The following is a 20,519-nucleotide window of genomic DNA, read 5'->3' on the forward strand; positions in this document are numbered from 1 at the left end:
GTTGTCAATGATTTCTCTAGACTAACATAATTTACGTTTATTACCAAATGCATTGTTGTAAACTCATTGTTTTATAGTAGCTATTCACCCTTTGTAATAGACTGATAATCAAGAAAAAATCACTACAAAAAACCACGAAGGTACACTCGATTCTGTGCACTCATTCATGGTCTTATGAAATGGTGGTTGTAATTTTCTTGATGGCTTGCTCGTCCCTTAATCCTCGAAAAACCATTTCTTACGTGGTTCCACTTTTAAGTTGTCCCCATGTTTCTTCATTTCAGTTACAAGATAGCGTTCGAGTTCATTCATTGCCTTGACCCAGTCGGTCATCGTCGCCACGAGTGGCACAACAATGAGAATGAGTTCTTCCTCTTCTTCTCTCATTCTCTCAATCATCAGTTTCGCAAAGTCAAAGTTCTCATGGATGAGATCCTCTTCCCTGTCGATGAGATGTTCGTTCTCGAGTTCATAGGCTGAAAACAGACGCTCATGTCGACGTAACAAGTGACGAATATGGCGATACAACTCTTCGCTTAGTTGCGGGGGGAGTTGTTCGATTGTATGGAAGTCATGATCAAGTTTCTCGATGACATGGAGTGCAGCCCGGTTCGTCTCAATCATCTTAGATTTAATAACGGCTCGTCGGAAAATCGGCGTCTTCTTCTCAAGCCAGCGATTCGCTTTAATTTCTTCTTCAAAATAAGCATATGTTTGCTTTGAGTCACTGTGCAACTTCTTCGTTTCAGGTAGCGACTCGAATGATGAACGACCGCCTTCCGTTTCAGCAAACAAACGCGCGATTCGGACGACCATTTGAAAGACATCGGTTACTTGTGCTTCGAGTTTCCGTTCATACCGAGGTGGGAACAAAAGTGCGTTTACGATTAACGCAACCGTAATCCCCATCATGATGAGTAAGTAACGTTCGCCCGCAAACACCCATACCGGCATATCGGACTGACTTGCCCCTTCCATGATTAGAATCGTCGTCAAGATAACGGTGCGCGTCGTCGATTCTAAATTTAAAAAGAGAAGGATGGAGATGGCGATGATGATGACGAATCCGATTGCAATCGGTGTCGGATTCGGAGTCAGTAGCAAGGAACCGACCGCAAGCAATGCTCCGATGAGATTCCCTTTCATCTCCTCGATTAGGCGAAGCCCAGTCTGATAGACAGACGGCAGAAGTGCCAGTGACGCAGCGAGTGCCGGGACGACGATTTGTTGGAATTGAAACGCCTCGGCAATCAGTAAGACGATTGCAACCGATAGTCCGGTCTTAATAGTTCTAGCCCCAAATTTCATGTAGTGGTGCCTTCCTCTCTTACAGCTGTCATATGTATTTTTTGCCTTCTTCTTCAATTCTAAAACGTACCACATTCTTTTCAAGCAGAATCGAACCATTTCAGGCAGTTTTGTGAACGCTTCCGTGTTATGATGGCGTTGAATATTTCTTTCATCTTGATGGGGAGGGGTTTACTTGTCAACAATTGCTTTATTCGGCGGAAGTGGCCGTACAGGGGAACGGGTGCTTGAACGCCTACTCGAAAAGGGACATCGCGTCACACTTCTAACAAGACAGTCGCTAGGTTCCAATGAAGGGATCGATGAAATTCTAGGAGATGCGACCGACCGAGAGGCTGTCATTGAAACGGTTCGATCTGCAGACGTCGTCATCTCGGCGTTAGGGACGGACAAACAAAGTGTATTGTCTACATTCACACCACTCGTCGTTGAAGCGATGCGACAGTTTGATTTGTCCCGCATCATCACGGTCGGGACCGCAGGCATCTTGCAGGCACATGACAGCGATAATTACCGCTTTGAAACGAGCGAATCGAAACGCTCAACGACAACTGCAGCAGAAGATCACGCTCGGGCTTACGAGTTATTACGAGATTCCGGATTGGCCTTCACAGTCATCTGTCCGACTCAACTGATCGATGAGCAATCTATCGGTGAACTCATCGTGTCAAAAGAGGTATTGGGGACTAAACATTCAGGTCCAATTTCGAGAGATGACGTTGCCGATTTGGTGGTGGCTTGTTTAACGGACGATGACTATGTCGGACATCGTGTCGGCATCACGACGGAATCATAATTAGGGGATGGGAAACATGCACGAACAACAAGAACAATTGGCACGGCTCGCTTTGACGTTTGAACAAGAGGAGATGACGGACGCTGCACGACTCGCCCGGACCGCCCTACAAAAAGTAACAAATGAAGAAGTCTGGATTGCCGTCTGTGGTCACTTCTCAGCCGGGAAGTCGACATTGCTCAACGACTGGCTAGAGGACGGATTCCTTCCGACAAGTCCGATTCCGTCGAGTGCGAATATCGTCACATTACGAGGTGGCGAATCAGCGGCATCCGTCGCAATCAATGATACGGACTGGATTTCATTAGACCCTTCTTCCCTATCAAATATTAGTGACTATTGCAAAGTCGAGGAAATCAAGGAAGTCGAGTATACGATTGACCGATTCCCATTTGATGAACACGTCGTGTTGATGGATACGCCAGGGATTGACTCAACGGATGAACGACATCGCCAAGCGACGGAGCGCTCGCTCTTCTTGGCCGATCACTTGTTCTTCATGATGGACTACAACCATGTCCAATCGGAACAAAACATCGGACTAATGAAACAATTTAGCCGGGAAGGACGTCCCTACTCCATCATCATTAACCAAATCGACAAGCATGATGAGGATGAGCTTTCCTTTGTGGACTTCAAGGCGTCATTGACAAAAGCATTCCGTCATCATGACATCATACCAAATGACACATTCTACATCTCACTTCGTGATTTGAAGCATCCACATAACGAAGTCGAGCGCTTGCGGTCGTATGTGCGACAAGTCATCACGGACTCGAGACAGCAGCAAGTCAAGCATGCGGATGCATTGATTCATACGCTAGTCCGCCGCAACGAAACATCGATTCAATCGATGTTGGACCAATTGCCAACTTATGAAAAGAGCCCGAAGGAAATGCAGTCACGTCTACATCGCCTTGAAAAGAAACGGGCATGGTGGACCTCATTCCGTCGCGAATTCTTCAAACATCAGGCACCAATCGTCGAAAGTGCACCGATCATGACTTATGAGTTCCGTGAGTTGCTACGTTCTTATCTCGAGAGTTGTTCTCCTTCTTTCAAGGTCGGACTTTTGTTCTCGAAAGAAAAGACGAAGCAGGAACGAGCTCGTCGTGAGGAAGTGGTGGTTAAAGAGTTCAACCGTCTGATTGATATGAGCTTACGACCGCACCTCGTGAAGTACGCGGAAGACATCATCCGAGATTTGAAACTTCCAGAGACACTCCTTCCGAAAGGCGATGTCCTCCCGATTGCACCGAGCTCACTCATCACTGAACAAGTGAAGTCCGGCGCATCACTCAGCGGTGACACGGTATTACAGTTCAGCCGTGACATCGAGACGGCCCTGGCGACATGGGTGACGAAAGTATCAGAACCTTGGGTCCATTCGACGGATACGTACATGAAAGCTGAAGTCGACACGCGCTTGGAACTATTTTCAGCTGAAGAAGATGAGTTGTATGAAGCGCTCGATACGGAAGCGTTACGGATTCGTCTTTCCAACCGTTTGGACTCGATTCGAAAATATGAGGAGTTCCAACTTGATTCGAATCAAGTGAATCAGTTGGCAGTTCGAAACTATGTCGACGCGACGTACCTCCCTAAAAAACAGTCGAATGTTGTTGAATCAGAGGTTGCATCGACATCGTTTTTAGAAGATGATTATGACTTATTTGATTTTAATTTTTCTTATGAAAATGCGGTATGTGAAATATTAGAGAATCATCCATTGTTCCGCTCCCGTGTCTCGACATTACGCAAGAAAATCGAGCGTGCGAAGCATGAACAATACACGTTCGCCATCTTCGGTGCGTTTTCGGCCGGAAAATCTTCAACCCTCAATGCCCTTCTCGGGGAGACAGTTCTACCGACCTCACCGAACCCATTGACGGCATCGATTACTAAGATTGTTCCGCCGAACGGTCGGACGAATCGAACGGCGATGATCACCTTCAAATCACGAGATGAACTTGAGGGTGAGCTGCAAGATTATGGGACTTCCCTCGCCTCACTCGATGTCGACCACCCGTTCGTCAACGCGGTAAAAGCGGCACCGCTCGATTATCTCGGACAAATGGAAATCGTTGACTATAACACGTTCTGCGCGTTCGTCGCACAAGAAGAGAAAAGCTGTATCGTGAAAGAAATTGAACTGTACCTCGACTCATCGTGGGCGCGACGCGGCATCGTCTTCGTCGACACACCTGGAGCCGATTCACAGTTCAACCGACACAGCGAGGTACAGTTCGGCTACATGCGTGACGCGGATGCTGTCTTGTTCGTCACGTATTATAATCATGCGTTCACGGAAGCGGACCGGGAGCTCGTCATCCAGCTCGGTCGTGTCCAAGGGACGGGAGATCACGAGATGTTCTTCCTTGTGAACGCCTCCGATCTTGCGACAGATGCTGAGGAGCGGAATGCGGTCACAAACTATGTCTCACAACAGTTGACCGCGCTCGGTGTCCGTAGACCGACCGTCCTTCCAATTTCAAGCCGAAACGCCATGCAGGGGGATGACGCAGGATTCGATCAATTCGTCTCGACGCTTGAACGCTATGTCGACAAAGACCTTCGTCTCGCGAACGCGATGCGTATCCAGGAAGAAACGACAGCGCTACTCGCTGCATTTGATCGTGTATTGAAAGAAGCGAAAGAGGACGCGTCGGCGAAAGAACATCGTCAAAAGCAATTGATTGCTTTATTCGAGAACCCGCCGGCACTCGATGTGTCAGCTCTCATCGACCTATTTGACCGGGAAGCGAAAGAACTCCTCGCCCACCTCGAGACGCGATCACTCCTTCGCCTCTCAGACTTCGTCAAAGAGACATTTCATCCGGTCGAGGTCGATGGCTCAAGGAAGAGCTTAGAGCGTGCCCTTGGACGTACGCTCGATAAATACGCCTATGACATCCAACAAGAGCTTCAAGTATTTCAGTATCGGTTGGAGCGATACGTTAAACGCGAGTTCGTCGCCTTGGTCGAACGGTTGACCGAACGTCAAGCATCTCTCCTTCCGACGCTCGAATTCGATTGTGAACTCGACGTGGCATGGCTAAGAGAGGCTGTCGAACCGATTCATCTCGAGACACCACCTTATCAGTCGGTATTGAAGCGCTATAAGAACGCGAGTCAATTTTTCGAGGGAGACGGTCGGACGCAACTGAAAGATGAGTTGACCTCACTTCTTCGCAATATGATTCGGTCGCGTCTTGAAACGATTCATACGAAGCAAGTTGAGCGGGCCAACGTAGAAATCAAGAAATCCGAAATCGAGATTGAACGAGAATGGTCGACTCAAGTGACGGTACTTGCCGATGCAGAGCTCAGGTTGTTAACGGACAGCCATTCTTTTGATGAGATGCATGAACGACTCAAGTCACTCAGAAAGGAAACGGTATGAACACACTACTTCTAATTGGACTCATCCCTGCCGTCGTCATGACGATTGTATTGGGATTGTTTCTAAGGTATCTCTATTTGAACAAAGAATAATGGAAACGGTCCTTGATGTGCAGACGACATCAAGGACTGTTTTATATTTATTTATCTGCTGGATAGACCACACCAACGTGTTTGCGCACGGTCGTCATCACATTAGCTAAGCGAATCATATCGGTCGCTGAGTGCACAGCCGTTTCTGTATCCTCCGCTTTAATTGCTCGGACGAACGCTTCGATTTCATATGACATCGGAGCGTTCTGCGCTTCTGATATGATTTCTGATGTGCCATCCCGTAACTCTAGACGGACATCATCGCACGTCGCAATATCATCGATGATGATGCGTCCCTTTTCCCCGATAATCTCAGAAGGCGTCGATGTCGCATGGATCTTTGAGTGCATGACCACTACATCAAGGCCATCATAGGAAAGGATGACCGTCCCGCTTCCGTCCACTCCAGATTCGAGTTTGACACCGCTCGCCTGGACGTCATTCGGTTGACCGAACAATTTCAAGGCGGGACCGAGTAAATAGACGCCAAGGTCCATCAATGACCCGTTCGAAAAATCGGGATTGAATGTATTCGGATTTTTCCCTTGTTTATACAAATCGTATCGGGAAGAATACTGTGATTTATTGAAGACGGCCCGACGTACCGGAGCGATTCGCTCCATCGCCTGTTGAACCCGTTCAAAGTTCGGCATGAATAGATTACGGAGTGCCTCAAGTAAGACGACCTGGTTCTCCTTCGCGACTTCAATCATTCGGGTGACTTCCTGAACGTTCGAGGCGAGCGGCTTTTCACACAGGACGTGTTTGCCATGCTGCATGAACAAGATGCTCTGTTCGGCGTGAAGCGAGTTCGGGCTCGCAATATAGATCGCATCGATGACATCACTCTGCGCCATCTCTTCAAGTGATGTGAACGTATGTACAATGGAGTGACTTTCTGCATATTCGTTAGCACGCGACTCCGTGCGCGAGTAAAGTGCCGTCACTTCTACGTAATCCAACTGATTGATTGTTTCAATAAACCAGTCTGTGATGAAGTTTGTACCAATGATACCAAAACGGATCATGTGAATTCCTCATTTCTGTTCTTTCAGATTTTTGATGAGTAGGATTTCATCCAATAAAGGAATCTTATCATATCCGACTTGTGGGATTGTCGATTTCTGTTTTCTTGTTCTCGTCACCGCATCATGAATGATTCGTTCTAGACGATAGCCACGATGTTGATAAAAGCCGAGTGCTCTCAAATTATCATTGGTTGTGATGACAATTGATTGCTTAACGCCATGCTTCATACTAATTTCTTCAACAGCCTGGAGTAAGCGAGAGCCAATCCCACAATTCTCCATCAGGCTATCAAGAGATATGATTTCTATTTCCTCATCTCTCATAACATATGTAACAAGACCGTGAATTTGATTTAAATTCATGTAGACAAATCCTCCGAGCTCTGTACAATCGTAGGTTCCCGAGGAGACGACCATTTGAGCTGAACCCCATTGTTCAACAAAAAAATTGCGAATGTCTTCTTGCATATTAGAATGGATTGGTAAGATCATTTAATTCTTCTCTATCTACATAATAATTAGGTATTAAATACGGTATTTGAAATATATAGTGAGCTAAAATACTCTCTTATCATTTGTTATCATTCTGAAAGACTTCGGCACGCTTCTTCTCCTTAAAAGGCCAACGATAAATTTGTCCTTCTTTCTCGACATAGGCAACACCGTCTTCAATCATCAACGACGAACAGTCAAGGAGATGACGTGGCATCGGATATATTTCAATCCACCCGTTCGCATGGACATGAACGAGACGACCATCGATTGAAGAGATGACCCATACCCCATTCTCTGACGTACACATCACGTCGCAGTCATGAAGAACTGGGGCCTTTCTGACCTCTTGATTATATTGAAAACGTACGGTTCCCTCTTTTGAGAAGCAGACGAGAGCCTCGGTCGAGATCCCTTCTCCAAAGATGCCCTCGTCCCCGTAACCAACCCAGATCCCGGTATCATTGATCTCAACCGCTTCAATCGCGTTACCTGCGTGAAATGAATGTTTGATGTCGCCGTCTACATCTAGCACCCACGCATTGATTGGTTCTCCTTCCAACGTAAACGCCCAGATGAACAAGTGATTCTCGTCAATGATTCGAATACCCGCCACATATTCATGCCGATTGAAGTCCATGATCAACCCATTCCAATGGATGTAGAAGTGATGATTGGACTTGACCAAACGAGCTGAACCCATTGACTTGCGCGTATCGGAATCAACCACCTCTATTTCATCGTTCATACACAATCACCCCTTACCGTCTTCCAATCGCTTGAAATGTAATGCCTCTCGAAACCGTCTAGATTCTTCATCACTCACCACTTCGTCTATATATCTTGATTTCCAATAAGGCGAGAGGTCCACCTCTTCCACACCGATCCGCTTGAACCAATCCAACACCGTCTCATTCGATTGGTGTCTTGAGGAAATCGGCAAATCCAAATTGAACTGGATGAGCGCATTCCGAATCGCGTTATCGGTCCATTGGATCTCACTGGGTTCTACAAACTCTTTTGCTTTAGTCTTTCTCCCTCTTCGTTTTACGGCGTTACTCGAGAAATCAATGGTCGAGACGACACCCTTTCTTTTACGTAGCATGCTGAGCGTCAAAATCAGGAGAACGATCAAGCCTCCAATAAGGAACCACATCCAGACTGAATTTCCCGTCTCTGTTACCGTCCCACCTGATCCGAACGTATAGTCTAGAAAGTCATGATTTAAGAGTTGAAGATCCTCATCTTTCCACTTACGGAACTTCCCATCAAATGCGTCGCCGCTAACACCATCTTTCCCAGAAAAACGTAGTATAATTCCACCGTCTGTCGGGTCGTGAAACCATTCCCAAAATAGACGGGCCAGATGGATAAATCCAGTCACCAACATAAATCCAGCAAACATGACCATCAATAGTCGGATTTTAAATCGCATCGTAACCTCCGTCACACATTATGTATGATCGTATCACGTATGATAAGAGATTGTCAGAAAAATCCAAACGAAAAGACCGAGAACTCTCGGTCCACTGTTTTACAAAATTGCTTCTGCGAGCAGTCGGTCGAACTTACGCACATCCACTTTTTTATTTAGATTGATCTTAATTGTTCCGGCGCGAGTGAACAGCTGAACTTCGGAGTTCAAGTCAAACATTCGTCCCGCATTCTCCGTCGAGTACATATTGATCGAGTCGTACGGAAGTGAGTAGACTTCAATCTTCTTCCCCGTAAGCCCTTGCGCGTCACGGACAATCAGGCGTTTGTTCGTGAAGACAGCGACGTCACGCACCGTCTTATAAGCCGCGACCGCCCGCTCCCCGTCGATGAATGACTCCGTGATATCACTCGGCACCTCACACTCCGAATAAAACGTCCAAGATAAATCTCCAATCGGGTTTCCCATGTTGATTCCTCCCTGAGTAAATTAAATGTACTATCCCCTATATTCCACAATTCTCGTTTGATTAGACCTTGAATGGGAAGATAGTGTATAGCATGTTGATGTAGAGGAGGACGTCGTCATGATCGCGCAACAGTTCATCACATTACTACTCATTGGCTATCTCATTTATTTGATTGATTCCAAACGAAATTACTTCCCTGTCCCGGTCATCTTGGTCTTGATTGGGATTGGACTATCTTATATCACTTTCTTTGATTCCGTATTCATTACGAAAGATATGATTTTTGAAGTGTTCCTGCCGGCTTTACTTTTTACGTCGGCCTATCAATTTAAGTATAACGACTTGAAAGATAACTTTGGGATCATCGCGATATTAAGTACGGTCGGTCTTGTCTTGACCGCCATCTTGATGGGATATGGCACGTTTTGGATCAGCGAGCTCTTCACCCCGCTCACGTTGACCGCTTCCTTCTTATTAGCGTCCATCTTGATTCCGACCGACCCCGTTTCCGTGACCGCGATTTTAAAACGGAGTAAAGGGGAGAAGCGGATTGCGGACGTCGTCGAAGGCGAATCGATGGTGAACGATGGGACGAGTGTCGTCATCTTCACAATCTTTCTCAGTATGTTCGCGACGGGAGAACGATTCTCCACGCTCAGCTTTTTAATTGATTTTTTGATTGTGTCTGCCGGAGGAATCGGGATCGGTTTTATCTTTGGATTCTTACTTAAGAGATTGATGATTGTCAGCTTTAAAAAGCATGAGCTCGTCATGTTGACGATCGTGACTGCATATGGCGCCTTCTATCTCGCCGATGCGCTAGAAGTGTCTGGTGTACTCGCAACGGTGACAGCAGGTATGATATTGTCACACGAACTCGGAACAAAAGCGAATTACGAATCGGTCCAGCGTCATCTTGATGGTTTCTGGGATATCGTCATTCCAATATTGCTCGCCCTCCTGTTCTTATTGATTGGAATCGAGGCAACGGCATACTTGTCTGTATCTCTTTGGACGTTCGCCGTTCTTTTATTCCTGCTTTCAATCGTGACTCGGTTCATCGTCGTCGGCGGTCTCGTCTATTCGGTCCCCGTCTGGCGTAAGGAATTTAAAGACGATTTAACGGCGACTTCCTTACTCACATGGTCGGGAATCAAAGGAACGATGTCGATTGCCCTCGTGCTCTGGCTAGAGGCAGAAAATATTGACGGGTCGAGCGAAATGATATCTCTCGCGTTTGCCGTCATTCTTCTCTCTCTTGTGCTACAAAGCATCGGTGTCTATCCACTGACAACTTATTTAACGAATAAAGAGGACACATAAAAAATCCTTCATCAGAAGGATTTTTTATTTAGATAATTGACATCAATCACTTAAAGTGTAAAATTACACTTGTAATATACTAGGAGGTGATTTGTTGGAAAATACTACAACGCCATCCGCCGCCATCTCTACGGGGATTGTGACGGTCGTGCTTGCACTCATCGCTTCGTTTCTGACTCCATCGTTCTTGAAGGTCGGCATCATCTGGGATATCGTCGCTTTCTTAGTGATCGGGATTGCGACATTTAGTTTTACATACCATTTTTATCAATCAAAACGGTTGTCCTACTGGCAATATATTTGCTGTTATGTCATCGTTTGTCTCTTTTTATTCACCGTGTTTCTCGGAATCTCGTGGATCTTGATTTTCATTAGCTCAGCGACGCTGTAATTCAGACAAACAGGAAGGAAGGAGCGCTTATGCAAAAATCCGAATTTATTGAACAAGTCTCTCGAAAAATGAAATTGATTCGTATCGAATCCCAGCATTCACAGGAAGAGATGGCGAACTTACTCGGCATATCCAAAAAAACGCTCATTCAAATCGAGAAGGAGCGGAATGAAGCGAGTTGGTCGACGGTTGTGACGCTATGCGCGCTGTTCAATGAGAGTGAGGTTCTCATACACCTAATTGGTGACGATCCTGTCGAGTTCGTCAAACTGATCGCAACCGAGAACACATACGAGCCGAAAGAAAAGACGCTCGGCGGACGTGTCTTTTGGCATGCAATCGAGTCAGGTCCACATTACACCCTTCAGCAAAATATCATCAGCGGACATTATCGGATCATCGATCTCAACCATGTGAGGTGGTACAGTACGTTTGATGCAGAGGATGCCGAACAGGTGCGGTTGAAGTTGGAACATCAACGAGGGGGATTAGATGACTAAAAAACGTAAAGATTTAATGGTCACTCTGTGTCTAATCGTGATGACAATCGCCTATTTTTGGCTGATTCCGAATGTAATGACTGGTTCCATTTGGTTTATCGGCACAATCGTCTTACTCGTTCTCTCGTCGATTTATATGACACGCTTGATTCAATCATACGTTCCACTTTCTTTGATGAAATTTGTACTGATTAGCGTGATTTCTTTCCTTGTACTTTGCTGCTTGTTGATCATTTTATTTTATAAAGTGGCTCTTTACCAGATGAATCATCTATAACGAATTGGAGGTTTTCACATGCGATTTTATGTCGGTTCAAGCTTCTCAAATAAGGAAGAAGTACGTTTCATCCGTGATCAGCTGATTGCGCTCGGTCACACCCATACGTATGACTGGACTCAAAACGAACGCGTCACATCGATTGACGCATTACGCTCGATTGGCGAAGAGGAGGTTTCTGGAATTCAATCAGCGGACTTCGTCGTCATCCTCTTGCCCGGAGGTAAAGGCGCACATGTTGAACTCGGGATTGCTCTCGGGATGAATAAACACGTTTTCCTATACGATTTGGGTGACCAGATGATGAATATGAAGGAGACGAGCACGTTTTATCATGTGGATGCGGTACAACGCTTGGAGGGACCGTTCAACGCCCTCCCCTACCAAATTCAAGATCGATTGAAGCTCTCTAATCACGTTTGAGCTGATGCCCTTTATTCTCACGAAATCGATCCGGGGTACAGCCTACCCATTCCGTGAAATGCTTGTTCAGTTGAGCCGAACTATTGAATCCGACTACTAATTAAAGCAAGATTCGAATATCCTAGGAGAGATTTCGCACGAGATACATATTTCTCCAAAATGTTGTTTCCAATATTTTTTCAATATGCTATCCTTTTAAAAATAATCTGACAAACGCGATGAAGAGAACAGTACATCAATGAATCTTTCGTAGAGATCCCCGTCCGGTGAAAAGGGGTAAAGAGGATTGATCGAAACAAGACTCCGAGCAGCGCTATGGAACTCACCCTGAGGGATATGGCGACGGGCACTCCCGTTATAGAGTTGAGGTATAGTCCGACTCGTTCGGCAGTACCGAACAAGGTTCGTGCGGTGACGTGCGGACGAACAGGGGTGGCACCACGATGAGAATCTCGTCCCCAAGAATTCGTTCTTGGGGGTGGGATTTTTTTGCGTTCCGAAAGTGATTAAAAACACAAGGAGTGATTAACTTGAACTCGTTTCGAAAAACCTCTACGCTGCTGCTCGTCAGTGTCGGAATCTCAAATCTCGGTGCCTGGGTATACTTTATCGCGCTCAACTTAATTGTCTTAGAGATGACTGGATCCCCTTTCGCCGTCTCGATTCTCTATGTATTAGTCCCACTCGCATCACTCATCTCGAATCTATGGTCAGGTAGCCTGATTGACCGGGTCGATACGAGACGATTGATGATGTTGCTGGATGTCCTGCGCGCATGTTTCGTATTCAGCTTAGGTTGGATTGAATCTTTATGGCTCATCTATGGAGTCGTCTTCATCTTAAATATTTTGAGTTCATTGTTCGAATCATCGAGCCTGGTCTACATGACGCAACTCGTACCTGCCTCGAATCGACAAAAGTTCAATGCGATGAAAAATTTTGTGCAGTCAAGTGGTTTCATTTTAGGTCCGACGATTGCCGGACTACTCTTCCTAATCGGGAGCCCGACAACTGCGATCTTCGTGAACGCGTTCGCACTCATCGTCTCGGTTGGTATGCTGTCGCGCCTTCCATCTCATCTTCGAGTAGAAGCGTCTGTTGAACCATTCTCTATTCGGATGATTATGAATGATTGGAAGGTAGTCATCCGATTTGCATCTAATGCCAAATACGTGACGCTCATCTATGGATTGTTCTGTGTCATGACCATCTTCATGTCTGGACTTGACTCGTTGGAAGCGTCATTCGCGACCCAAGTCCTTCACTTGTCTGAGAGCCGATATGGATTTCTCGTCAGTATCGCTGGGATTGGAATAATCGTTGGGTCACTCATCAATTCAAGATGGAGTCACCGTTTATCCTTATCGTTTTGTATTGGATTCGGGGCAATCATGACACCAGTCGGCTATCTCCTGTTCGCAGGCTCTTCTTCGTTCACGATGGCTTCCATCGGATTTTTTATTCTTACGTTCGCGCTTGCGTTCGCCAATACCGGATTTTTGTCATTCTATCAACACCATGTTCCTGTCGAAATCATGGGCCGGTTCTCTGGTGTCGTCAATGTGGCAGAGTCGCTATTCGTCATCCTGCTCACATTCGGAATTGGACTCTTTGCCGAAATAATCGGGATTCGCCCAGTCTATCTCGCATTCTCGATCGTCTTCTTCCTAATCGGTTGTTACACGATGTATGTCATTCGTGACCGCTCGAAACGGGAGTATTTCACTCAAAATCAAATTGAAGAAGCGTCTTGATTCATGAACCGGTCGTTTTTATGCGACCGGCTTGTTCTAATCGGTGAATCGCTTCGATGATTGTGTCTTGTCGTTGTAAATGAATTTGGTGTCCTGCATTTTCCGCGATGATGAGTTCCGATTGATTTGATAATCTCAACTGTTGATGAATGAGTTCATGCCATGTCTCTTCTAGCAAGCGAATTTCTGACTCAGGCATCCCACTATTTATTCCTTCCTGAATCATCGCTTCATGGTCTCTGCCGATGACAATTAACGGAATCGATGAAAAAGTGCCCATTTGTTTGATGATCGCGGCGTCATCACGCCAGAACGATTCTTCTTCCAACATCGTTTTATACAATTGCGGAGATTGATAAAATCGTTTAAGACGTGCGCGTGCATCTGATGATAAGCCTTGTTGCTCGGGTGAAAATTCTGGCTGATGGAGTCGCTCTAATTCTTCTTTCGATAGATTTGAATAAGAACGACACATCGTCCGCCAATCTTCATCTGAATACTGACAATCCATTACAGGAGTTTCTAACTCATCTAATATTGAAAGATTATGGGAAGTGGAATCAACGAGTACGACTCCTACTACTCTATCCGAAACAAGTTTGGCCATGTGTTGCGCGCACAGACCTCCGTAAGAATGACCGACTAATATGATTGGTTGATTTAGCTGAAGGGCATCCAACAATTCTGTACATTCAAGAAGATGAGATGACGTTCGACTCGAACGATTGTTCATCTCACTCTCACCATAACCTGAGCGATGATAAAGCAATACTTGATACGACTCACTTAATTGTTCAGAAAGAGAAACCCACTCTTCGAATGAACCTCCCATTCCTGTCATGACCACGATAAGGAGTTCCCCGGAACCGAATAAACGATATTCAACATCATACCCATTGACTTTAACCAATTTATTCATATAACCCACCTTCGAATCAATTCGAGATCCTCTGGAAACGCATGGTCTAATCGTTCTAACTCTTGAAGCGACCACCAATTGACTTCCTCGATATCCGAATCAATCCTAGCGGTCTCGACCCGCTCTTCACACGTTGCCAAGAAATAATGTGTCTCGACCTGAAAGTTTGATATGATGGTTCGTTTGATATGTAGTCGTTGATTAACAGAAATGCGATAACCCGTCTCTTCTAACACTTCGCGCTGACAACATTGTTCCAGCGTTTCTCCGTCTTCTAGACCACCTGATGGCAAACTCCATTGTTGTATGTCACGATTCTTTACGAGCAGGACTTCCTTCTCTTCGTTGATGCATAAAGCAGCGGAACCTCTCCATTGTTTCATCATCTTATGACTCCTTCCTATTCAAGTCGACCGACTAATTGGTAATCGGTCGGATATTTAATCGCACGAATAACCCCTTCCACAATCTCTTCATGTGTCAACCAACGCGTGGATTCCTTCTCATGGATTTTACCAAGTTGAACCTGACGATATAGTTGAAGTTCATTAATACATAAGCTACTTTTCTCATATTCCGGATTCGCCCGACTACCTAAAATATGTATCACCTCTGCAGTCTCCGAATGATCCAAAATGAGTTGTATCGCTTTTCCTGAGCCTCGATGCACCCAGGCGATGACTTGATCAAACGGACCGTTTTGCCGCACCGCTCTTTGTAGTCCGCTTGAAAGTGCTTCCTCCTCACGATAATCAACGATCAGCGGATGACACGTGTCAGGATTTCGTTGTACGACGTTTGCCATTTTTTCTTTATCTCGTCCAACTACCGTGACATGATGGTCGATTGCCAAATAAGATGTGAGTCCTGCCAACATCCCCGTCCCCCCGACGAGCAATATGTGTTTTCGATTCATGCAATCACCTCGATTTCCATTATACACCAATCATTCATTCTTCTTTTCGTAAAGAAGTGTTCGGAAACATTCACGTCTTTTCAAAAATAAGCCTTTCATAACAGGATGAATCACTTATAATGAATCAAGTGTTTGAATCGGTTTGAACAATCACTATTTTGGAAAATGGATAATAGTGTTACTATTGCAATTTATTTCTTTCAAGAGGGAGGATACCTATGAGACATTGGACAACGAGTTCACTACAACTGATTGCACTCATCGTTGTATCGTTGACATGTAGTATTCTATTTTCCTCTGTTCTGATCATGAATCTTCTACCTGTTTGGTGGATGATCTGTATTCCGATTCTTTATCTTTCAACTTTGCTCATACATCGCGGGTCTGGTGTACTCATTCTATTAGGATTCGCAGCTTACTTTTTAATCAACATGCCTGTATATGCGACGGCCGCTACCGCGCAACTATACATTTTATTACTATTAGCGGTTTTGACGGGTTTGTCTTACTGGCTACAAGTCAACCTGTTTCATGCCCAGTTTGCACTAAAGGTTGCGGAAGCGAGAGTCAGTCAGTTGATTGCAATCGACCCGGAGACCGGTTTTGATAACCGAGATCGGTTTTTGATGGATGTAGAGGCTGAACGGGATCGGTTGATTCGCCACGGTGAAACGTTCGTGGTGGCATTCATCACATTGCCGATTCTCGATGATTTTGAGAAACGGTACGGTTCAAGTGAATATGAGTGGTTTTTGGACTATTTTAGTGACGAGCTGCATGAAGCGACTCGACGGACAGATAAGAAATATCGGGTTGCACAAGACACGTTCGCCATGATTTTCCCTCGAACCTCCATCGAAAATGCACAAATTGCACATGGACGAATCAGACCATTATTACTAGATTATTCACGTCAGAACGGCGATTCGCTCACAGTTGAATGCTCAGACAAATCGTTTGAGGTGAACTTAGAGAACGCAACCATACGATTAGAAGAAATTTATCGTTATGTCGAATCTAAAGACTAAAAAATGAGTTCAATCGTGAACTCATTTTTTGATGGAGTGAATATGAAATTCGTGTGTCTCATCCATTTCGACGATGTATTGTTGATCAAGTACCATCTGAATCGGGCTAGGAATCGACAATTTTGGTGAAAAGAGCCAAACGCGCCCTCGAGGTACGAGCAGAATGTATGTATCGTGATTTGGAGGACCAATGAAGTTTAAATGATGGGGGTCGACTGGGTTACCATCCCTCCGCTCCACACCAATCTTTTCAAACGCTTGAGCAACGAGAGACGGGGCTTCTACCGTCAAACTCATCTCACCGATTCCAAGAAACTCATTTGATGAAAAGGACTCGATGTTATTTTCCGGATTAATCGAATGTCGAGCAATCAACTCGACGACATTCTCGTCCGCGTCGTAAAAGTAAAGCGATGATGCATCGATTCCTTCAAAATAAATTTCGTTCTCCCCATCTTCGGTTAAAAGCGGGACACGTGACATGATCCATTCCTTCGCTTCTTTGAACCGGTTAGCCGGAATATTGATAGCGAAATGGTACTGTCGCTCTTGCTCCATTACAGCCCCTTGGAATATCAAGGTATCTTCCCCAAATTCAATTCGAAATCGGGTAGAATCCTCCTCAATGACGGTTAGTTCAAGTTTTTCCGCATAGAAACGTTTCATTTCATCAAGCCGGTTCGTGTAAAGTGTAACTTCTGTGATTCTCATGAAATTCCTCCTCGGTTACAATTTTGTATTAAGTTCAATTCAATGATAAGTTGTACACTGATGGTATGTGAAATAACATTCTTTTATAGCCATGATTCAATAAACATCCCAACCCCGATCGGATTGAAAATGATAGACAAATGATTATGCGTCTATTATCCATCTAAACCAATAAAGATATTCCTACACAACAGATATCCGTATTCATGCGTTCCATCCGTTGCACTTGATGGCATCAACAACAACTCATCCTCTGGTGTTTATTCCTAATTGACTGTCACAATCACATTCCCAACCTTTCTCCCTTGATCCACATATCGGTGTGCTTCGACAATCTCATCGAGTGGATAAACCGTATCAATGACGGGTTGCAATGCTCCTGATTCAAACAATTCGTTCAAAAATATCAAATCCTCTTTGCGTTCACTCGCCGGTCCCTGTCCCGCAACAGAACTGAATGTCCCGTTCTCGCTCACATGGGCTTTCGCTAATCGTTTATCGATTTTTCCAGACGCATCAAACACCACATCATACGTATTTAATTCAAAGTCGTACCCCTCTTTCGTATAATCGACGACCACATCTGCCCCAAGTCGCTTCACGAGCTCGATGTTCCGTTCATGGCAAACTGCTGTGACATGTACGCCGAAATGTTTTGCAATCTGTACGGCAGTGGAGCCGACCGCACCTGATCCACCATATATAAGAACATTTGCCGCCCGTTCGATGTTTGCTTTCCGTAAAAAATGTAAAGAGGTCGTCCCTCCGAACGGAAGTGCCGCCGCCTCAATAAAGCTGGCATACGCGGGCATCTGAACCACACATTTCGATTCGTTCACGCAAGCAAACTCAGCATATCCACCAAACCTCATCCCGGTGAGCGCATAGACGTTGTCCCCTACTTGAAAGCTCTTTACACCGCCACCGACCTCTACCACTACACCTGCCAATACGACACCAAGGATCGGTTGTCTTGGTGCCTTGTACCCCACCACCATTCGCATCGGTAATTTTCCGAGTGCAGGAACGTCCAGTGCGCGAAGTCGTCGATCTCCTGAGTGAACGGCCGATGCATGTACTTGAATCAGTAGCTCATTGCTTTTAGGTTTCGGGCGGTCTACGTCTTGAATGACGAACACTTCTGGTCCCCCATACGCCGTACAAATCGCAGCTTTCACGTCGATTCACTCCTTTTCTGACTTGTCATCTCATTCTCTTATATACGTTCCCGCAATCATGATTGTTCAGTCGATTCGGCACATAAAAAAACCAGATGATATCTTCAGAGATCATCCGGTTCATTCTTTACTGATAAACTCACATCGACGAGTGAAAACGGATTGTCGAGTGACGCAGCAGCCGCTTCCGATTGTGCGACGTTCATTTCGGTCACCCTTGGTTCTTGACGACGTAGACGGAATGCCCGTTCGAGTCGGCTCGTCAATACATTAAAGATAAAAATAAGCGCAGCGAGCGCAATCGCCGGGACAAGGAATAGATGATTGGTCATCCATGTCATCGCTGTGAATTGTCTGAAGTAGTATCCAAACATCGAAGACCATTCATAGACGGTCGGCATGATCCCTTCATGTAATAGAACCGTTCCGCCGAAGAAAATCCCAAACAACGAAAGATGAATGAGCAACATGAGCGTCTGCACGAACTGTTGCATAAAGACGATGACAAGCGTCGGAATCAGGTGGGGCAAGAGATGTAGTCTCACACGATGCCAGACACTCCCACCAAGCGTCTCGGCAACAATCATGAACTCTTGTTGTAGCAATTGGCGAATCTCCGTGATGAGATATAACGTGACGGCAGGTAACCCGAGAACGACTAAGACGATTAATTCAATCTTCACTCGTTCCAATAGTGGAGGTACTTGTGTCGAATCCCAAAACGTCATCGTCGACGCGAGCATCATCAAAGCGAGTAACGAAATCGGTAAAATCAAGAATCCATCGAGCAACTTTTTGAAGAAGTGATTTAATCGTGCTCCGCGGAAAGCAAGCGGAATCCCAACCAATAAACCGATCGTCATGCGCCCAAGCGCGACAATCGCACAAATCCCGACAGTCCACTTAAAACCTTCGACGAACATCTGAAACAAATCATATCCAGCATTATCCGTCCCGAGCCACTGATCTTTTGACGGTTCAAGTGGTGGGATTCCGATGAGTCTCCCCTCATCCGAGTAGAGCATAAGGGTTTGGTCAACGTTCCCATCACGAAGTACGGTATTTCCAAAACTCATCAACAATAGACCGACTACGATGACGAAACAGACGATAAAAATCGGATCACGTAATAATACTCGACGCATCAAATCCCTCCTTTCCAGGCATTCGGAATGATCCACTCAATGAATAGATCCAACAGAAAAATCGGGATATAGATGACGAATAAAATGACGAGCAAGATCTCCATCTGTGGATTGTAGGCGGCGAATCGAAACAGTCCCTGGACGTTAAATAAATATTCGACGATGAGAAGCGTCGATAAGATGGTGATGAGGTTTGAACGAAAAAAGAGGTAAAAGCGATAGATGATGTTCGGCAACAAATGCTTCCAAAATAGTCCACTCGGTCGAATCCCTTTCGCTTGGGCAAGTTCAAGGTAAGGGATGGCCTCTTGTTCATGGATATGAATCGTCAGCCATTTGATAAAGAAAAACAACGTCGTAAGTGTCAAGGTGACAATCGGTAGAAGTCGTATGTATTCCGCATAACCGCCAGCTACTTCGATTCGGTCAAATCCCGTTGTTTTATATATGGAGATGGCGAGAAACTGTGAAAAGATTAACCAAAATAAATCAGGCACCATCTCAAGCGTCTGACTCGTTTGGTGTAGAACCGTGCGAACACGACTACCGCTACGATAATAGAAGTAGGCATACATGAGACCAAGCATAGTCGACAGGGCGAGTGCTGTCGTAAAAATGATGACCGACTCTTTGACGAGCGGTCCAAGTTCCGGCAACAAAGGTAAATCTGTTTGAGCGGTGATGTTGTAGTATGTAATCTCGTCAAGCTTTTGCAGTTGGTCCAACTGTTGTTGGATGCCGCTCCAGTAATTCGTCAGACTAAAATCGGTCTGAACGACGAGCGTCGGTAAGGCACTAATCGCAATCAAGACAAAAAATGCGATGACAAGATGTGCAGATTTTCGTGCAATATAGCCCATAGTTTTGTCTCCTTTAAATTACATATCTCAACAAACGTGTGAGAGGATGTCCGCTGTTCTTTCATTTTGTA

Annotated in this window: 22 protein-coding genes and 1 other annotated feature; of the genes, 9 read left to right on the plus strand and 13 right to left on the minus strand. The window is 45.4% G+C overall.

Translation table 11 applies throughout. The features are described 5' to 3' along the window. Nucleotides 1-216: 216 nt before the first annotated feature. Nucleotides 217-1,308, minus strand: a complete 1,092-nt coding sequence (locus KNO96_RS02165; protein WP_026825989.1) for an FUSC family protein — start codon at nt 1,306-1,308, stop codon at nt 217-219. 175 nt (nt 1,309-1,483) lie between these two features. Here KNO96_RS02165 and KNO96_RS02170 point away from each other — a divergent pair, with 175 nt between their 5' ends. After that, complete coding sequence (locus tag KNO96_RS02170) at nt 1,484-2,104, plus strand: NAD(P)-dependent oxidoreductase (protein ID WP_214702044.1); 621 nt, start codon at nt 1,484-1,486, stop codon at nt 2,102-2,104. A 16-nt stretch (nt 2,105-2,120) separates the two neighbouring features. Then, nucleotides 2,121-5,507 carry a dynamin family protein gene (locus KNO96_RS02175; protein WP_214702046.1) on the plus strand — a complete coding sequence of 1,129 codons (3,387 nt, stop codon included), beginning with the start codon at nt 2,121-2,123 and terminating at the stop codon, nt 5,505-5,507. A 139-nt stretch (nt 5,508-5,646) separates the two neighbouring features. On the opposite strand, the gene KNO96_RS02180 is transcribed toward KNO96_RS02175, so the two are convergent. From KNO96_RS02180 to KNO96_RS02200, 5 genes are all read right to left on the minus strand, one after another. Continuing rightward, nucleotides 5,647-6,627, minus strand: a complete 981-nt coding sequence (locus KNO96_RS02180) for a Gfo/Idh/MocA family protein (RefSeq protein ID WP_214702048.1) — start codon at nt 6,625-6,627, stop codon at nt 5,647-5,649. A 9-nt stretch (nt 6,628-6,636) separates the two neighbouring features. Beyond that, on the minus strand, nt 6,637-7,119 hold the full coding sequence (locus tag KNO96_RS02185; RefSeq protein ID WP_214702050.1) for a GNAT family N-acetyltransferase: 483 nt from the start codon (nt 7,117-7,119) through the stop codon (nt 6,637-6,639). A 79-nt stretch (nt 7,120-7,198) separates the two neighbouring features. Further along, a complete protein-coding gene (locus KNO96_RS02190) occupies nt 7,199-7,867 on the minus strand; it encodes a hypothetical protein (RefSeq protein WP_214702051.1) in 669 nt (222 codons plus the stop codon). Nucleotides 7,868-7,873: 6 nt separating this feature from the next. Next, on the minus strand, nt 7,874-8,554 hold the full coding sequence (locus tag KNO96_RS02195; protein WP_214702052.1) for an LPXTG cell wall anchor domain-containing protein: 681 nt from the start codon (nt 8,552-8,554) through the stop codon (nt 7,874-7,876). A 99-nt stretch (nt 8,555-8,653) separates the two neighbouring features. Continuing rightward, entirely contained in the window at nt 8,654-9,022 is a 369-nt protein-coding gene (locus tag KNO96_RS02200; RefSeq protein WP_031423744.1) for a PH domain-containing protein, read from the minus strand. A 118-nt stretch (nt 9,023-9,140) separates the two neighbouring features. Between KNO96_RS02200 and KNO96_RS02205 the strand changes: the two genes are divergently transcribed. The 6 genes from KNO96_RS02205 to KNO96_RS02230 all read left to right on the plus strand — a co-directional run bounded on the left by KNO96_RS02205 (nt 9,141) and on the right by KNO96_RS02230 (nt 13,691). Beyond that, a complete protein-coding gene (locus tag KNO96_RS02205; protein ID WP_214702053.1) occupies nt 9,141-10,346 on the plus strand; it encodes a cation:proton antiporter in 1,206 nt (401 codons plus the stop codon). A 94-nt stretch (nt 10,347-10,440) separates the two neighbouring features. Further along, a complete protein-coding gene (locus KNO96_RS02210; protein WP_214702054.1) occupies nt 10,441-10,737 on the plus strand; it encodes a hypothetical protein in 297 nt (98 codons plus the stop codon). Nucleotides 10,738-10,766: 29 nt separating this feature from the next. Continuing rightward, nucleotides 10,767-11,237: a helix-turn-helix transcriptional regulator gene (locus KNO96_RS02215; RefSeq protein WP_214702055.1), complete on the plus strand. Its 471-nt coding sequence runs from the start codon at nt 10,767-10,769 to the stop codon at nt 11,235-11,237. Next, the gene (locus KNO96_RS02220; RefSeq protein WP_214702056.1) at nt 11,230-11,514 is read left to right on the plus strand and encodes a hypothetical protein; all 285 of its coding nucleotides are present in this window, start codon (nt 11,230-11,232) and stop codon (nt 11,512-11,514) included. Before KNO96_RS02215 ends, KNO96_RS02220 begins: the two co-directional genes overlap by 8 nt. A gap of 18 nt (nt 11,515-11,532) precedes the next feature. Next, nucleotides 11,533-11,937: a nucleoside 2-deoxyribosyltransferase gene (locus tag KNO96_RS02225; RefSeq protein WP_214702058.1), complete on the plus strand. Its 405-nt coding sequence runs from the start codon at nt 11,533-11,535 to the stop codon at nt 11,935-11,937. A 209-nt stretch (nt 11,938-12,146) separates the two neighbouring features. After that, nucleotides 12,147-12,400 (plus strand) — a binding site (T-box leader). Between the two features lie 58 nt (nt 12,401-12,458). Beyond that, complete coding sequence (locus KNO96_RS02230; protein WP_353047576.1) at nt 12,459-13,691, plus strand: MFS transporter; 1,233 nt, start codon at nt 12,459-12,461, stop codon at nt 13,689-13,691. 1 nt (nt 13,692) lies between these two features. Here KNO96_RS02230 and KNO96_RS02235 read toward each other — a convergent pair whose 3' ends face one another. From KNO96_RS02235 to KNO96_RS02245, 3 genes are read right to left on the minus strand one after another with little or no spacing between them, the layout of a single operon-like run. After that, the gene (locus KNO96_RS02235) at nt 13,693-14,610 is read right to left on the minus strand and encodes an alpha/beta fold hydrolase (RefSeq protein ID WP_214702060.1); all 918 of its coding nucleotides are present in this window, start codon (nt 14,608-14,610) and stop codon (nt 13,693-13,695) included. Beyond that, the gene (locus KNO96_RS02240) at nt 14,607-14,993 is read right to left on the minus strand and encodes an NUDIX hydrolase (RefSeq protein WP_214702061.1); all 387 of its coding nucleotides are present in this window, start codon (nt 14,991-14,993) and stop codon (nt 14,607-14,609) included. The genes KNO96_RS02235 and KNO96_RS02240 overlap by 4 nt, the downstream gene beginning before the upstream one ends. A 17-nt stretch (nt 14,994-15,010) precedes the next feature. Continuing rightward, complete coding sequence (locus KNO96_RS02245) at nt 15,011-15,526, minus strand: Rossmann-fold NAD(P)-binding domain-containing protein (RefSeq protein ID WP_214702062.1); 516 nt, start codon at nt 15,524-15,526, stop codon at nt 15,011-15,013. Nucleotides 15,527-15,744: 218 nt separating this feature from the next. On the opposite strand from KNO96_RS02245, the gene KNO96_RS02250 reads away from it, so the two are divergent. Continuing rightward, complete coding sequence (locus KNO96_RS02250; RefSeq protein ID WP_214702063.1) at nt 15,745-16,554, plus strand: GGDEF domain-containing protein; 810 nt, start codon at nt 15,745-15,747, stop codon at nt 16,552-16,554. A 21-nt stretch (nt 16,555-16,575) separates the two neighbouring features. On the opposite strand, the gene KNO96_RS02255 is transcribed toward KNO96_RS02250, so the two are convergent. The 4 genes from KNO96_RS02255 to KNO96_RS02270 form a co-directional block, all read right to left on the minus strand. Further along, nucleotides 16,576-17,265: a glyoxalase gene (locus KNO96_RS02255; protein WP_214702065.1), complete on the minus strand. Its 690-nt coding sequence runs from the start codon at nt 17,263-17,265 to the stop codon at nt 16,576-16,578. Nucleotides 17,266-17,531: 266 nt separating this feature from the next. Continuing rightward, on the minus strand, nt 17,532-18,443 hold the full coding sequence (locus KNO96_RS02260; protein ID WP_214702066.1) for an NAD(P)-dependent alcohol dehydrogenase: 912 nt from the start codon (nt 18,441-18,443) through the stop codon (nt 17,532-17,534). 104 nt (nt 18,444-18,547) lie between these two features. Further along, nucleotides 18,548-19,588, minus strand: a complete 1,041-nt coding sequence (locus tag KNO96_RS02265) for an ABC transporter permease (protein WP_214702068.1) — start codon at nt 19,586-19,588, stop codon at nt 18,548-18,550. Then, complete coding sequence (locus tag KNO96_RS02270) at nt 19,588-20,448, minus strand: ABC transporter permease subunit (RefSeq protein WP_214702070.1); 861 nt, start codon at nt 20,446-20,448, stop codon at nt 19,588-19,590. Before KNO96_RS02270 ends, KNO96_RS02265 begins: the two co-directional genes overlap by 1 nt. Nucleotides 20,449-20,519: the final 71 nt, after the last annotated feature.

It is taken from the genome of Exiguobacterium sp. s89 (assembly GCF_018617735.1).
GTDB classification, from domain to species: Bacteria; Bacillota; Bacilli; order Exiguobacteriales; family Exiguobacteriaceae; genus Exiguobacterium; species Exiguobacterium marinum.

Coding starts and splice junctions, on each gene's coding strand:
- KNO96_RS02165 (WP_026825989.1), bottom strand. CDS start 1,308: ATGAAATTTGGGGCTAGAACTATTAAGACCGGACTATCGGTTGCAATC.
- KNO96_RS02175 (WP_214702046.1), top strand. CDS start 2,121: ATGCACGAACAACAAGAACAATTGGCACGGCTCGCTTTGACGTTTGAA.
- KNO96_RS02180 (WP_214702048.1), bottom strand. CDS start 6,627: ATGATCCGTTTTGGTATCATTGGTACAAACTTCATCACAGACTGGTTT.
- KNO96_RS02185 (WP_214702050.1), bottom strand. CDS start 7,119: ATGATCTTACCAATCCATTCTAATATGCAAGAAGACATTCGCAATTTT.
- KNO96_RS02190 (WP_214702051.1), bottom strand. CDS start 7,867: ATGAACGATGAAATAGAGGTGGTTGATTCCGATACGCGCAAGTCAATG.
- KNO96_RS02195 (WP_214702052.1), bottom strand. CDS start 8,554: ATGCGATTTAAAATCCGACTATTGATGGTCATGTTTGCTGGATTTATG.
- KNO96_RS02200 (WP_031423744.1), bottom strand. CDS start 9,022: ATGGGAAACCCGATTGGAGATTTATCTTGGACGTTTTATTCGGAGTGT.
- KNO96_RS02205 (WP_214702053.1), top strand. CDS start 9,141: ATGATCGCGCAACAGTTCATCACATTACTACTCATTGGCTATCTCATT.
- KNO96_RS02215 (WP_214702055.1), top strand. CDS start 10,767: ATGCAAAAATCCGAATTTATTGAACAAGTCTCTCGAAAAATGAAATTG.
- KNO96_RS02220 (WP_214702056.1), top strand. CDS start 11,230: ATGACTAAAAAACGTAAAGATTTAATGGTCACTCTGTGTCTAATCGTG.
- KNO96_RS02225 (WP_214702058.1), top strand. CDS start 11,533: ATGCGATTTTATGTCGGTTCAAGCTTCTCAAATAAGGAAGAAGTACGT.
- KNO96_RS02235 (WP_214702060.1), bottom strand. CDS start 14,610: ATGAATAAATTGGTTAAAGTCAATGGGTATGATGTTGAATATCGTTTA.
- KNO96_RS02240 (WP_214702061.1), bottom strand. CDS start 14,993: ATGAAACAATGGAGAGGTTCCGCTGCTTTATGCATCAACGAAGAGAAG.
- KNO96_RS02245 (WP_214702062.1), bottom strand. CDS start 15,526: ATGAATCGAAAACACATATTGCTCGTCGGGGGGACGGGGATGTTGGCA.
- KNO96_RS02250 (WP_214702063.1), top strand. CDS start 15,745: ATGAGACATTGGACAACGAGTTCACTACAACTGATTGCACTCATCGTT.
- KNO96_RS02255 (WP_214702065.1), bottom strand. CDS start 17,265: ATGAGAATCACAGAAGTTACACTTTACACGAACCGGCTTGATGAAATG.
- KNO96_RS02265 (WP_214702068.1), bottom strand. CDS start 19,588: ATGCGTCGAGTATTATTACGTGATCCGATTTTTATCGTCTGTTTCGTC.
- KNO96_RS02270 (WP_214702070.1), bottom strand. CDS start 20,448: ATGGGCTATATTGCACGAAAATCTGCACATCTTGTCATCGCATTTTTT.